Below are 12441 nucleotides of genomic sequence, written 5' to 3' on the forward strand. Positions count from 1 at the left end.
CCTTCCCGGGCGGGCTGGGGGCGCTGGCCCGGTCGGGTGATCCGTGTCCCCCAAACGGGTCAGATTTTCACCCGAGGGTTTGATTCCGCGGGGCGTCGGGCACGCTTGTCGCACGGGGGCTGTCCGACCACACGCATGACCCAAGGGAGCCAAGAAGGTGCACGATCAGTTCGACGTCACTCTCGAAGACGCCGACCTGCTCGGCGAGGTGGAGCTCACCACCAACCTGATCATCGCCGCCAGTGAGGCCGACGAACACCTGCCTGCCGAGCAGATCGACGAGATCCTCGGCGTCGCTCCCGAGCCGCGACAGGCCAGCTAGACCTACCCCGGCCCTCCTCGCTCTCGGGCCCACCTCCTGCGGTTGAGTTCATACCGTAGGGGGGTATCGTGGTGGTATGGAAGAGCACCAGCACGGCTACATCCACCGCAGGGACGACTACCTCAAGCGGCTGCGCCGCATCGAGGGGCAGGCGCGCGGTCTGCAGCGGATGGTCGAGGAGGAGAAGTACTGCATCGACATCCTCACCCAGGTCTCCGCGATGACCAAGGCCCTGCACGCCGTCTCGATCGGCCTGCTGGAGGAGCACATGAACCACTGCGTGGTCGACGCCGCCCGCGCGGGTGACGACGAGGCGCGCGAGAAGGTCAGCGAGGCCGTCGACGCGATCGCGCGGCTGGTCCGCTCCTGACCACCACCGGACCCGAGGAGACTTCGTGAGCACCCAGAGCACCTGGACCGTCACCGGCATGACCTGCGGCCACTGCGTCGCGTCCGTCTCGGAGGAGGTCGCCGAGATCGACGGCGTCGAGCACGTCGACGTCGTCCTCGAGACCGGCACGGTCACCGTCACCAGCGCCGCCCCGCTCGACCGCGCGACCGTCGAGGCAGCCGTGGTAGAGGCGGGATACGTCCTGGCATGAGCACGAGTACGCCGCCGCGCGTGGCCGGCTCTCTCGCCGGCCCGGCGGCGGTGCACGCGGTCGACGGATACCGACCATGACCACCGACGTCGAGCTCACCATCGCGGGGATGACCTGCGCCTCCTGCGCGAACCGGATCGAGCGCAAGCTCAACAAGCTCGACGGCGTGGTCGCCACCGTCAACTACGCCACCGAGAAGGCGAAGGTCAGCTACCCCGGGACGGTCAGCACCGACGAGCTGCTGGCCACCGTCGAGGCCGCCGGCTACACGGCCCGGCTGCCCGCCCCGGCCGGTCGGGAGCGGCTCGACGACCGGACCGAGGCCGACGTCGAGCTCGACGCGCTGCGACAGCGGCTGGTCGTCTCGGCCGTGCTGAGCCTGCCCGTCGTGCTGCTGGCGATGGTGCCTGTCCTGCAGTTCACCTACTGGCAGTGGGCGTCGCTGACGCTGGCCGCGCCGGTCGTGGTCTGGGGTGCCTGGCCCTTCCACCGGGCCGCCTGGACCAACCTGCGGCACGGCACCTCCACCATGGACACGCTGGTCTCGATGGGGGTGCTCGCGGCGTTCGGCTGGTCGCTGGTCGCGCTGTTCTGGGGCACGGCGGGCATGCCCGGCATGACGCACCCGTTCGAGCTGACCGTGCAGCGCACCGACGGCCTCGACAACATCTACCTCGAGGCTGCCGCGGGGGTGACGACGTTCCTGCTGGCCGGCCGATGGTTCGAGAAGCGGTCCAAGCGGCAGGCCGGGGCCGCGCTGGCCGCGTTGATGGAGATGGGCGCCAAGGAGGTCACCCTGCTGGAGGACGGCCGGGAGCGGCCGGTGCCGGCCGACCGGCTCGGGGTCGGGATGCTCTTCGTGGTGCGCCCGGGAGAGAAGGTCGCCACCGACGGGGTGGTCGAGCGCGGCACGTCCGCCGTCGACGCCGCGATGCTCACCGGCGAGCCGGTCCCGGTCGAGGTCGGGCCCGGTGACGAGGTGGCCGGCGCGACCGTCAACTCGGGCGGGATGCTCGTCGTACGCGCCACCCGGGTCGGCGCCGAAACCCAGCTCGCCCAGATGGCGCAGCTGGTCGAGGAGGCCCAGAACGGCAAGGCCCACGTGCAGCGCCTCGCCGATCGGATCTCCGGGTTCTTCGTGCCGGTCGTGATCGCACTGGCCGTCGGGACCCTCGGCTTCTGGCTGGTCGCCGGGGCCGGCGCGTCGGCGGCGTTCACCGCGGCGGTGTCGGTCCTGATCATCGCCTGCCCGTGCGCGCTGGGGCTGGCCACGCCGACGGCGCTGATGGTCGGCACCGGCCGCGGCGCGCAGCTCGGGATCCTGATCCGGGGGCCCGAGGTGCTCGAGTCCACCCATCGGGTCGACACCGTCGTGCTGGACAAGACCGGCACCGTCACCACCGGCCGGATGGCGCTCGTCGCGGTGGTGGCCACGGCGGGGGAGTCCACCGAGGACGTACGCCGCCTCGCCGCCGCGCTGGAGGCCGGCTCCGAGCACCCGGTGGCTCGCGCAGTCCTGGAGGGTGCCGGTGAGCTCCCCGAGGGCCTGCCCGTGTCCACGGAGTTCGCGAACGTCGAGGGTCTCGGTGTGCAGGGCGTCGTCGAGGGCCGGGCCGTGCTGGTCGGGCGGCCGCGGCTGCTCGCCGACCGGTCCCAGCCGCTGCCGGCCGACCTGGCGGCCACCGTCGAGTCGGCGCAGGCCGAGGGGCGTACCCCGGTCGCGGTCGGCTGGGACGGCCGGGCCCGGGGCGTCCTCGTGGTGTCCGACACCGTGAAGCCCACGTCCGCGGCGGCCGTGCGCGCCCTGCGCGACCTCGGGCTCGAGCCGGTCCTGCTGACCGGTGACAACGAGCGTGCGGCCCGTGCGGTCGCCGCCGAGGTCGGGATCGACGAGGTGGTCGCCGACGTGCTGCCCGCCGGCAAGGTGGACGTCGTCAAGCGGCTGCAGGACGAGGGCCGGGTCGTGGCGATGGTCGGCGACGGGGTGAACGACGCCGCCGCGCTGGCCCAGGCCGACCTCGGACTGGCGATGGGCACCGGCACCGACATCGCCATCGAGGCGAGCGACCTGACGCTGGTGCGGGGTGACCTGACGGTCGCCGCGGACGCGGTGCGGCTGGCCCGGCGTACCCTCGCCACGATCAAGGGCAACCTGTTCTGGGCGTTCGCCTACAACGTGGCCGCGCTGCCGCTGGCCGCTGTCGGGCTGCTCAACCCGATGCTGGCCGGCGCCGCCATGGCGCTCTCGTCGGTGTTCGTGGTGTCCAACAGCCTGCGCCTGCGCCGCTTCTCCTGACGGCGGTCAGCAGGTGGCGAAGAGGACCGGCCCGGTGCTCAGGTCGGAGAGGACGTACTCGCCCTCCTTCGGCACCAGGTTCATCGTGACCAGGTGGCCGTCGGCGGTCACCGAGCCCACCGAGAACCGGTCCCTGAAGTCGCCGCCCTGACCGGGAGCCGGGCCGGCGGCCAGGGTGGCGCGCGTGTCGGCGTTGGTCCGCGCCTGCTCGTCGGTCTCGAACGACATCACCACCCGGACCCGCCGGTCGGTCTGCACCGACATCGCGAACCCCTTGATCGGGTTCACCTCGCCGGCGTCGGCGAGCAGCTCGTCGGCGATGTCCTGGTCGTTCTGGTCGGCCTGGCTCATCGCCAGCGCCGAGCAGGTGTAGTCGCCGGCGTACACGGATGCGGACAGGGGCGAGCCGCTGGCGTCGACGACGTCGGTCAGGTCCGAGGGGGCGCCCTCCCCGTCGAGACCGTCCACCGAGGAGGCCAGGTAGTCGGCGTTGTCGCTGGTCAGCACGAGGTGCTCGTCGGGGACCAGGGCGACGTACTGGAGCTCGGGGGTCAGGTCCGGCCCGATCGAGTTCAGCAGGTCCTCGCCGCCGCGCCACACGCCGGTGTCGGAGGACGGCCGGGTGTAGCCGACCCGGGCGAGGTCGTCGCCGATCTCGTCGAAGTCCGCGTCGTCGGGGAGGTGGATCATCACGACCGCGCCCTTGCCGGACTGGCTGAACAGCTCCCAGTCGGCGGTCGCGGGGGAGAAGCCGAACCGCTCCTGCAGCACCGGCGCCGACTGCACCAGCGCCGAGGTCGAGGTGAGGTCCCGCTCGTAGCCCCGGTCCAGGAAGTGCCCCAGCCGGCCGACCGACGAGTCGGCCGTCAGCGGGGCGCCGAGCACGCGGCGGATCCCCGACCAGTCGGTCCAGGAGAGCCGCTCGGCGTCCGACGGGGCCATCGAGGCCGCGCGCTGCAGGTCGGTGGACGGCCGGGCGCGCCACCACAGCAGCCCGCCGATGGCCACGCCCAGCACGAGCACCGCCGCGAGCACCGCCACGACGACGATCGTGAGGCGTTTGCGCACGGGGTCTCCTGTCCTGGGGCGGGGTGGTGTGAGACTAGCGGCATGCCACTGAGGGACGTGCTCGCTGCCGGCGTCGTGGTCTTCCGGCCGGGCCGCAAGGTCCTGCTCGTGCACCGTCCGCGGTACGACGACTGGTCGTTCCCCAAGGGCAAGCTCGACCGCGGGGAGCACCCCACCGCCGCCGCGGTCCGTGAGGTCGCCGAGGAGACCGGCCTGCACGTGCGGCTCGGCCCGCCGCTGAGCTCGCAGCGCTACCGCAACGGCAACAACCGGATGAAGACCGTCTTCTACTGGGCCGGCCGGGTCGTGGGGGACGACGACGTCAGCGACTACGCCGCCAACGACGAGATCGACGCCGTCGAGTGGGTCGGGTTCGACGAGGCGTGCGCGCGGCTGACCTACCCCCACGACCGGGACACGCTGGCCGAGGCGCTGCGGCAGCGCCGCAAGACCCACGCCCTGGTGGTGCTGCGGCACGGCGCCGCCCGCTCCCGCAAGGCGTGGCGGCACGACGACCGGCTCCGCCCGCTCGTGGTGGCCGGGCAGACCCAGGCCCAGCGGCTGGTGCCGCTGCTCGCGGCGTACGACGTCAGCCGGATCGTCAGCTCGAGCAGCACCCGCTGCGTCCAGTCGGTCCAGCCGTACGCCGACACGACCGACTGGAAGCTCGAGCTGGAGCACGGGCTGAGCGAGGAGGACGCCACCGCGGAGTCGGTGCTCGCGGCGGTCGACGACCTCGTCCACGCCGACGAGGGGGCCGTGCTGTGCACCCACCGGCCGGTGCTGCCGGCGGTGTTCGACGCCCTCGGGATCGAGGACCCGCAGCTGGAGCCGGCGGGGCTGCTCGTCGTGCACCTGCGCAAGGGGAAGGTGGTCGCGACGGAGGGCCATCAGATCCGCTGAGTCAAGACCTCCGGCCCTTGTTCACGTGATCGCCGTCTCACCGGTCCCGCTCTGTTGACGAGTGGGCGGTTCGAGTTCACCCCTCGTTCACCGTCGACCCCGTAGCCGGACACCTGCGCTCCTTAGCGTCCCTGCTGTCATCCCCGAGAGAGACATCAGGAGAACGAAGTGAAGAGCACTTCCATCCGCCGGGCAGTCGTGCCCGGTATCGCCGCCCTGACGCTGGCGCTGTCCGCCTGCGCAGCCGGCAACGAGTCCAGCGGCGGCAGCGGCGACTCGAGCCTCAGCGGGACCCTCAACGGCGGTGGCTCGTCGGCCCAGGAGTCCGCGCAGGGGGCGTGGCGCGCCGGCTTCCAGAGCGCCAACGGCGACGGCGTCACCGTCAACTACGACCCGGTCGGCTCGGGCACCGGTCGCGAGAACTTCATCTCCGGCGCCTACAAGTTCGCCGGCTCCGACTCCGCCCTGAGCACCGACGAGGGCGAGCTCGACAAGGCCAAGGAGCGCTGCGGCGGCGACGTCATCGAGGTCCCGGCGTACGTCAGCCCGATCGCGGTCATCTACAACCTCGACGGCGTGGACAACCTCCAGCTGTCCGGCCCGGTCATCGCCGACATCTTCGCCGGCAAGATCACCAAGTGGAACGACCCGGAGATCGCGCGGGACAACCCGGACGCCGACCTCCCGGACGAGACCATCACGCCCGTCCACCGCTCCGACGACTCGGGCACCACGTCGAACTTCACCGACTACCTCAGCCAGGCCGGCGAGGGCGCGTGGAAGTACGACCCCGACGGCGTCTGGCCGATCAAGGGTGGCGAGGCCGGCGAGGGCACCTCGGGTCTCGTGGCCGCCGTCAAGGCCGGCAACGGCACCATCGGCTACGCCGACGAGAGCCAGGCCGGTGACCTCGGCGTCGCCGCCATCAAGGTCGGCTCGGAGTACAACGCTCCGTCCGCCGACGGCGCCGCCAAGGTGCTGGCCCTCTCCCCGCGGGTGAAGGGTCGTGGCGAGAACGACATGGCGATCGAGGTCGACCGCACCTCGACCGAGTCGGGCACCTACCCGATCTCGCTGACGTCGTACCTCATCGCCTGCCCCACCTACGACGACGCCAACGACGCCAAGCTCGTGAAGGCCTACCTCTCCTACGTCGTGTCCGAGGAGGGCCAGCAGGCCGCCGCGGACCAGGCCGGCTCGGCTCCGCTGGAGTCCAGCCTGCAGCAGGAGGCCGCCTCGATCGTCGACAAGATCGCGGCGAAGTAGCCATCACCGACAGTTCGTACGCCGGGGTGCGGCGGGCCGGTTCGCCGGTCCGCCGCACGTTGGCGTTCCCCTGATCGACCAGCAGTCCAAGGAGCACCGTGTCCGTCACCACCGCCGCCCCCCAAGGGGCTCCGGCACAGGCCTCGGGGAAGCCACCCCGCAGCCGCGGCGACCGCCTGTTCGCAGGCACGGCCAAGGCAGCCGGTCTGGTCATCCTCGCCGCGCTCGCCGGCGTCTTCGTCTTCCTCACCATCGAGGGCGTGCCGGGCCTCGGCCTGCCCGCCGGCACCTACGCGCCCAACGACAGCTTCCTGAGCTACGTCGGGCCGCTGATCTACGGCACCATCCTCGCGGCGGTGCTGGCGCTGATCCTCGCGGTGCCGTTCGCGTTCGGGATCGCGCTGTTCATCTCCCACTACGCGCCCCGCCGCCTGGCGGTGCCGGTCGCCTACGTGATCGACCTGCTGGCCGCCGTACCGTCGGTGGTCTTCGGCCTGTGGGGCGCCCGCTCGCTGGCGACCTGGCTGGTGCCGGTCCACGAGTGGCTCTACGCCCACCTGTCGTTCATCCCGTTCTTCGCCGGCCCGCCGTCGGTGACCGGCCGCACGATCTTCACCGCCGGCATCGTGCTGGCGATCATGATCCTGCCGATCATCACCGCGATCTCGCGGGAGGTCTTCGCGCAGACGCCGCGGCTGGACCAGGAGGCCGCGCTCGCGCTGGGGGCGACCCGCTGGGAGATGGTCCGCCTCTCGGTCTTCCCCTACGCCCGATCCGGCATGGTCTCCGCGGTCATGCTCGGCCTGGGCCGGGCGCTCGGCGAGACGATGGCGGTGGCCATGGTGCTCTCCGCCTCGCCGATCGTGACCCTGAACCTGATCTCCAACACCAACCCCGCGACCGTGGCCTCGAACATCGCGTCGAGCTTCGCCGAGGCCACGCCGGACAAGCTGCACGTCCTGATCGCCACCGGCCTGGTGCTGTTCGCCTTCACGTTCGCGGTGAACTTCGCCGCCCGGTGGGTCGTGGGCCGCAACGAACGGAGGATGGCGCGATGAGCACGACCGAGGCCACCCGTGACCTGGCCGCACCGATGCGGCTCTCCCACCCGCTGCTGCCGAAGTGGGCGCCCGTGCTGGTGCTGGTCCTCGCCGTCGCCGCCGCCGGCCTGCCGGCGATGCTGCTGGGCTGGGGCCTCGTCGGCTGGCTGGCGCTCGCGCTCGTGCTGTTCCTGGTCGGGCTGCCGGCCTGGTCGCTGGCCGTCGAGAACCGCCGCGCCGCGGTCGACCGACTGATGACCGCGTTGATCTGGTCCTCCTTCGGCGTCGCCGTGCTGCCGCTGGTCTGGCTCATCTGGACCGTCGTCGCGGAGGGCGCGTCGGTGATCAACGGCGAGTTCCTCACCTACTCCATGCGCAACGTCGTCGGCGAGGGCGGCGGCATCTACCACGCCCTGATCGGCACCCTGCTGGTCACCGCGGCGGCCGCGGTCATCTCGGTCCCGGTGGGCATCTTCGCGGCGATCTACCTCGTGGAGTACGGCAAGGGCACCCGGCTGGGCCGCTGGATCACGTTCCTGGTGGACGTGATGACCGGCATCCCCTCGATCGTGGCGGGGCTCTTCGCCCTGGCGCTCTTCGTGCTGCTGTTCGGGCCGGACACGCGGATGGGCTTCGGCGGCTCGGTGGCGCTGTCGCTGCTGATGATCCCGATCGTCGTGCGCGCGACCGAGGAGATGCTGCGCCTCGTGCCCGCCGACCTGCGCGAGGCGTCGTACGCCCTGGGCGTGCCGAAGTGGCGCACCATCACCAAGGTGGTGCTGCCCACCGCGATGGGCGGCATCATCACCGGCGTCACGCTCGCGATCGCGCGCGTGATCGGCGAGACCGCGCCGCTGCTGGTGATCGCCGGCAAGACCGACTCGGTGAACACCAACCTGTTCAACGAGCGGATGACGACGCTGCCGGTCTACATCTACTACTCCTTCACCCAGCCGGGCGTCGCGCCGGTGGGGAGCAGCGAGGCGCCGGGCATCGCCCGGGCGTGGGGCGCCGCGCTCGTCCTCATCGTGATCGTGATGGTGCTGAACCTGCTCGCGCGGGTCGTCGGCAAGTTCTTCACCCCCAAGAAGGGCTGACCCGGAGACCCCGGGCCCCTCCCCTTCGACAGACAAGGAACACTCAGACCATGGCCAAGAGCATCGACGTCTCGGACCTGAACATCTACTACGGCGACTTCCTCGCCGTGCAGGGCGTCAACATGACCATCAAGGCGCGCTCGGTGACCGCGTTCATCGGCCCGTCGGGCTGCGGCAAGTCCACCATGCTCCGCTCGCTGAACCGGATGCACGAGGTGATCCCCGGTGCCCGGGTCGAGGGCAAGATCATGGTCGACGGCCAGTCGCTGTACGACCCGTCGGTCGACCCGGTCGCCGTACGCCGCCAGATCGGCATGGTCTTCCAGCGGCCGAACCCCTTCCCGACGATGTCGATCTACGACAACGTGCTGGCGGGCAACCGGCTGAACGCGAAGAAGCTGAAGAAGTCGGAGTCCGACGACATCGTCGAGAAGTCCCTGCGCGCCGCCAACCTGTGGGCCGAGGTCAAGGACCGGCTCGGCAAGCCCGGCATGGGCCTCTCCGGTGGCCAGCAGCAGCGCCTCTGCATCGCCCGCGCCATCGCCGTGGAGCCGCAGGTGCTGCTCATGGACGAGCCCTGCTCGGCCCTCGACCCGATCTCCACCTCCGCGATCGAGGACCTGATCCATGAGCTCAAGTCGGACTACACGATCGTGATCGTCACCCACAACATGCAGCAGGCCGCCCGCGTCTCCGACGACACCGGCTTCTTCAACCTCAAGGCCACCGGCGAGCCCGGCCACCTGGTCGAGTTCAACCCCACCAAGAAGATGTTCACCAACCCCGACAACGAGTCCACCGAGGCGTACATCTCGGGTCGCTTCGGCTGATTCACGTCGGATAGTCCGGCACGTTTCTGACGCGGGCCGGTTTCCTCGGGATAGTCCGGCACGTTTCTGACGTGAGCCGGCTTCCCCCGGGATAGTCCGGCACGTTCTGACCTGTTCACAGGACAGAAACCGTCCACAACGTGCCGGACTATCGCCCTCCTGCCGCCTCCTGTGGATGACCGGTCGCGGCGCGGCGCCTCCGTCCGGACGCTGACGGCATGTCCAGTGCCGCGTTCCAGCCGCCGCCGTTCCATCCCTGTCGCCCGCACCTCGTGGCCCCGGTGCGGGTCGACCCCGCGGGTGCAGCGGGCCCCCGGCTCTCCCAGGTCCGCCGGGGGGAGTGGCGGAGCTCCTCGTGGGGCCTCTACGTGCCGAGCCACGTCGACCCCGAACTCCCCGAGCAGCGGATCGTCGAGGCGGCGGCGCTTCTCCCGGCGTACGGCGGCGTCACGGGCTGGGCGGCACTGCGGTGGGCCGGAGGACGGTGGTTCGGGGGCCTCGTCGAGGGCGGCCACGCCCTCCGGCCGGTCACCCTCGCCATCGGCGGCAACGTCCGGAGCCGCCGCGGGGTGCACATCTGCGAGGAGGGGCTCCATCCCCGCGACCTGACCGAGATCGACGGGCTGAGGACCACGTCCCTGGTCCGGGCTGTCTGCTTCGAGATGCGCTATGCGCGCGACGTACGACGGGCCGTGCTGGCGCTGGACATGGCCGCCCACCACGACCTGGTGTCGATCGTCGAGGCAGCGGCGTACGCCGCCACGCTGAGCTCGTGGACCGGCATCCCGCGCTGTCGGGAGGGGATCGGCCTGGCCGACGAGAACTCGTGGTCGCCGCAGGAGAGCTTCATGCGCGTCACCTGGATGGTCGACGCGAACCGGCCGAGGCCGCTGTGCAACGTCCCGATCTTCGACCCGCACGGGCGCCACCTGGCGACGCCGGACCTGTTCGACCCCGACGCAGGGGTGATCGGTGAGTACGACGGGCCGCTGCACCTGGTCGAGGCCCAGCGCCGCCGCGACGCGGTCCGCGAGGCCGAGCTGCGCGAGCACGGTCTGGAGTACGTCGCGATGACGGCGGCCGACCACGCCGACCCCGTCACCTTCGTGGCCCGCATCCACGCGGCGTACTCCCGGGCGGCGCTCATCCCGGACTCGTGCAGGAGCTGGACGCTGGACCAGCCGGCCTGGTGGATCGACACCTCCACCGTGGCGGCCAGGCGGGCCTTGACCGAGATCGAACGAGGCCGGGTGCTGCGCTACCGGGCTGGCTGAGGCCCCAAATCAGATAGTCCGGCACGTTTCTGACAGGAATCCCGTCAGAAACGTGCCGGACTATCGCCCCGGCCGGGGGCCAGGTCAGAAACGTGCCGGACTATCCCGCTCAGACGGGGATCGCCACGTGCAGGATCTCGTAGCAGAGCGCGGCGACCAGGCCGGCCGCGGGGAAGGTGAGCACCCAGGCGGTGACGATCGAGCGGGCCACGCCCCAGCGGACCGCGGAGAAGCGCTTGGTGGCGCCCGCACCCATGATCGAGGACGTGATCACGTGGGTGGTCGAGATGGGCGCGTGCCAGACGAACGCGGTCGTGTAGAGCACCGCGGCACCGACCGACTCGGCGGAGAAGCCGCGGGCGGGGTCGAGGTGGATGATGCGGCGGCCGAGGGTGCGCATGATCCGCCAGCCACCCGAGTAGGTGCCGAGCGAGATCGCGCTCGCGGCACCGACGACGACCCACAGCGGCAGCGGGTCGCCTGCCGAGGCGTAGCCGGAGGCGACCAGCGCCAGGAAGATCACGCCCATCGTCTTCTGGGCGTCCTGCAGGCCGTGGCCCAGCGCGAGTGCCGCGGCAGAGAGCGTCTGCGACATCCGGAAGCCGCGGAAGACCCGGTGCGGGTTGCGGCGGCGGAAGATCCACATGATCGAGAGCATCACCAGGAACGCCAGGGCGAAGCCCACGATCGGCGAGGCGACCATCGGGATGACGACCTTGTCGACGATCGTCTTCCAGTGCACCGCGGCCCCGGCGGCCAGGGCGGAGCCCACCAGACCGCCGATCAGGGCGTGCGAGGAGGACGACGGGAGCCCGAAGTACCAGGTGATGAGGTTCCAGGCGATCGCGCCGAGGAGCCCTGCCAGCACGACGATCAGGCCGGCGTTGCCCTCGGGCGGCACGATCACCTCACTGACCGTCTGCGCGACCTCCTGGCCGAGGAGCGCGCCGACGAAGTTCATGACCGCGGCCAGCAGCAGCGCGATGCGCGGCGTGAGCGCGCGCGTCGACACCGAGGTGGCGATCGCGTTGGCCGCGTCGTGGAAACCGTTGGTGTAGTCGAAGCTCAGGGCAACGACGACTACCGCGATGACGATCGCGAGGTCCATGCTTTCAGGACTCCTTGACCGCGATCTGCTCCACGATGTTGGCGACCTTCTCGAAGGCGTCGATGGCAGCCTCGAGGGACTCGACGATGTCCTTGAGCTTGAGCACCTCCATCGCCTTGAACTCGCCGGAGAAGAGGTTGGCGAGCGTGCGGCGGTGGTTCTTGTCGCCGGCGTTCTCGAGCCGGTTGATCTCGATCCAGTACTCGTCGAGCGACTGCATCGACTGCAGCTGCGGCATCGCGGCGGCGGTGATCTCCGCGCAGCGCTGGATGACCTCGACCTGGGCCGACAGCTCGGACGGCAGCACCTTGACCTCGTACAGCAGGATCTGGTCGACGACCTCGTCCATCATGTCCATCACGTCGTCGAGACCCGAGGCGAGCGCGTAGATGTCCTCGCGGTCGAACGGCGTGACGAACGTGCTGTTCACTCGCCGGACGATGGCGTGCGTGGTCTCGTCGGCCTGGTGCTCGGCCTCGCGCATCCGGCGGGCCACGTCCTCGTGGTCAGCAGGGTCGCTGAGCATCTCGGCCAGCAGGCCGGCACCCGTCACGAGGTGCTGTGCGGACTCGGTGAAGAGGTCGTAGAAAGTCGTGTCGACCGGGCGGAATCGCAAACCCACGGAGAACTCCTGG

General features: G+C 70.8%; 13 protein-coding genes. 10 read left to right on the forward strand and 3 right to left on the reverse strand.

Annotation, left to right across the window (positions count from 1 at the left end):
• Positions 1 to 157: 157 nt before the first annotated feature.
• The 4 genes from ACZ43H_RS22225 (at position 158) to ACZ43H_RS22240 (ending at position 3220) form a co-directional block, all read left to right on the forward strand.
• Positions 158 to 322 (forward strand): hypothetical protein, encoded by a 165-nt coding sequence (locus tag ACZ43H_RS22225; protein ID WP_379185234.1) that lies wholly within the window; start codon positions 158 to 160, stop codon positions 320 to 322.
• A gap of 76 nt (positions 323 to 398) precedes the next feature.
• A complete protein-coding gene (locus ACZ43H_RS22230) occupies positions 399 to 692 on the forward strand; it encodes a metal-sensitive transcriptional regulator (protein ID WP_464586497.1) in 294 nt (97 codons plus the stop codon).
• Positions 693 to 717: 25 nt separating this feature from the next.
• A complete protein-coding gene (locus tag ACZ43H_RS22235; protein WP_464586498.1) occupies positions 718 to 924 on the forward strand; it encodes a heavy-metal-associated domain-containing protein in 207 nt (68 codons plus the stop codon).
• Positions 925 to 1000: 76 nt separating this feature from the next.
• Positions 1001 to 3220 (forward strand): heavy metal translocating P-type ATPase, encoded by a 2220-nt coding sequence (locus tag ACZ43H_RS22240; RefSeq protein ID WP_464586499.1) that lies wholly within the window; start codon positions 1001 to 1003, stop codon positions 3218 to 3220.
• A gap of 6 nt (positions 3221 to 3226) precedes the next feature.
• Here ACZ43H_RS22240 and ACZ43H_RS22245 read toward each other — a convergent pair whose 3' ends face one another.
• Positions 3227 to 4288 carry a hypothetical protein gene (locus ACZ43H_RS22245; protein WP_464586500.1) on the reverse strand — a complete coding sequence of 354 codons (1062 nt, stop codon included), beginning with the start codon at positions 4286 to 4288 and terminating at the stop codon, positions 3227 to 3229.
• 42 nt (positions 4289 to 4330) lie between these two features.
• Here ACZ43H_RS22245 and ACZ43H_RS22250 point away from each other — a divergent pair, with 42 nt between their 5' ends.
• The 6 genes from ACZ43H_RS22250 to ACZ43H_RS22275 all read left to right on the forward strand — a co-directional run bounded on the left by ACZ43H_RS22250 (position 4331) and on the right by ACZ43H_RS22275 (position 10698).
• A complete protein-coding gene (locus tag ACZ43H_RS22250; protein WP_464586501.1) occupies positions 4331 to 5191 on the forward strand; it encodes an NUDIX hydrolase in 861 nt (286 codons plus the stop codon).
• Between the two features lie 168 nt (positions 5192 to 5359).
• Positions 5360 to 6457, forward strand: coding sequence for a phosphate ABC transporter substrate-binding protein PstS (gene pstS / locus ACZ43H_RS22255; RefSeq protein ID WP_464586502.1), 1098 nt, complete (start codon positions 5360 to 5362; stop codon positions 6455 to 6457).
• 98 nt (positions 6458 to 6555) lie between these two features.
• Positions 6556 to 7515, forward strand: a complete 960-nt coding sequence (pstC, locus tag ACZ43H_RS22260) for a phosphate ABC transporter permease subunit PstC (protein ID WP_464586503.1) — start codon at positions 6556 to 6558, stop codon at positions 7513 to 7515.
• Positions 7512 to 8594, forward strand: coding sequence for a phosphate ABC transporter permease PstA (gene pstA / locus ACZ43H_RS22265; protein WP_464586504.1), 1083 nt, complete (start codon positions 7512 to 7514; stop codon positions 8592 to 8594). Before pstC ends, pstA begins: the two co-directional genes overlap by 4 nt.
• Before the next feature lie 50 nt (positions 8595 to 8644).
• A complete protein-coding gene (gene pstB / locus ACZ43H_RS22270; RefSeq protein WP_464586505.1) occupies positions 8645 to 9424 on the forward strand; it encodes a phosphate ABC transporter ATP-binding protein PstB in 780 nt (259 codons plus the stop codon).
• Between the two features lie 218 nt (positions 9425 to 9642).
• Positions 9643 to 10698, forward strand: a complete 1056-nt coding sequence (locus ACZ43H_RS22275) for a hypothetical protein (RefSeq protein WP_464586506.1) — start codon at positions 9643 to 9645, stop codon at positions 10696 to 10698.
• 109 nt (positions 10699 to 10807) lie between these two features.
• Here ACZ43H_RS22275 and ACZ43H_RS22280 read toward each other — a convergent pair whose 3' ends face one another.
• Both ACZ43H_RS22280 and ACZ43H_RS22285 read right to left on the reverse strand, forming a co-directional pair.
• Positions 10808 to 11806 (reverse strand): anion permease, encoded by a 999-nt coding sequence (locus tag ACZ43H_RS22280; protein ID WP_464586507.1) that lies wholly within the window; start codon positions 11804 to 11806, stop codon positions 10808 to 10810.
• Between the two features lie 4 nt (positions 11807 to 11810).
• Entirely contained in the window at positions 11811 to 12428 is a 618-nt protein-coding gene (locus ACZ43H_RS22285) for a DUF47 domain-containing protein (RefSeq protein WP_379185210.1), read from the reverse strand.
• Between the last annotated feature and the right edge of the window lie 13 nt (positions 12429 to 12441).

The sequence above is a fragment of the Nocardioides sp. DN36 genome, assembly GCF_055380375.1.

Bases quoted from the DNA above. Each gene is read 5' to 3' on its own strand.
- ACZ43H_RS22230 (WP_464586497.1), top strand. From the start codon at position 399: ATGGAAGAGCACCAGCACGGCTACATCCACCGCAGGGACGACTACCTC.
- ACZ43H_RS22240 (WP_464586499.1), top strand. From the start codon at position 1,001: ATGACCACCGACGTCGAGCTCACCATCGCGGGGATGACCTGCGCCTCC.
- ACZ43H_RS22250 (WP_464586501.1), top strand. From the start codon at position 4,331: ATGCCACTGAGGGACGTGCTCGCTGCCGGCGTCGTGGTCTTCCGGCCG.
- pstA (WP_464586504.1), top strand. From the start codon at position 7,512: ATGAGCACGACCGAGGCCACCCGTGACCTGGCCGCACCGATGCGGCTC.
- pstB (WP_464586505.1), top strand. From the start codon at position 8,645: ATGGCCAAGAGCATCGACGTCTCGGACCTGAACATCTACTACGGCGAC.
- ACZ43H_RS22275 (WP_464586506.1), top strand. From the start codon at position 9,643: ATGTCCAGTGCCGCGTTCCAGCCGCCGCCGTTCCATCCCTGTCGCCCG.
- ACZ43H_RS22280 (WP_464586507.1), bottom strand. From the start codon at position 11,806: ATGGACCTCGCGATCGTCATCGCGGTAGTCGTCGTTGCCCTGAGCTTC.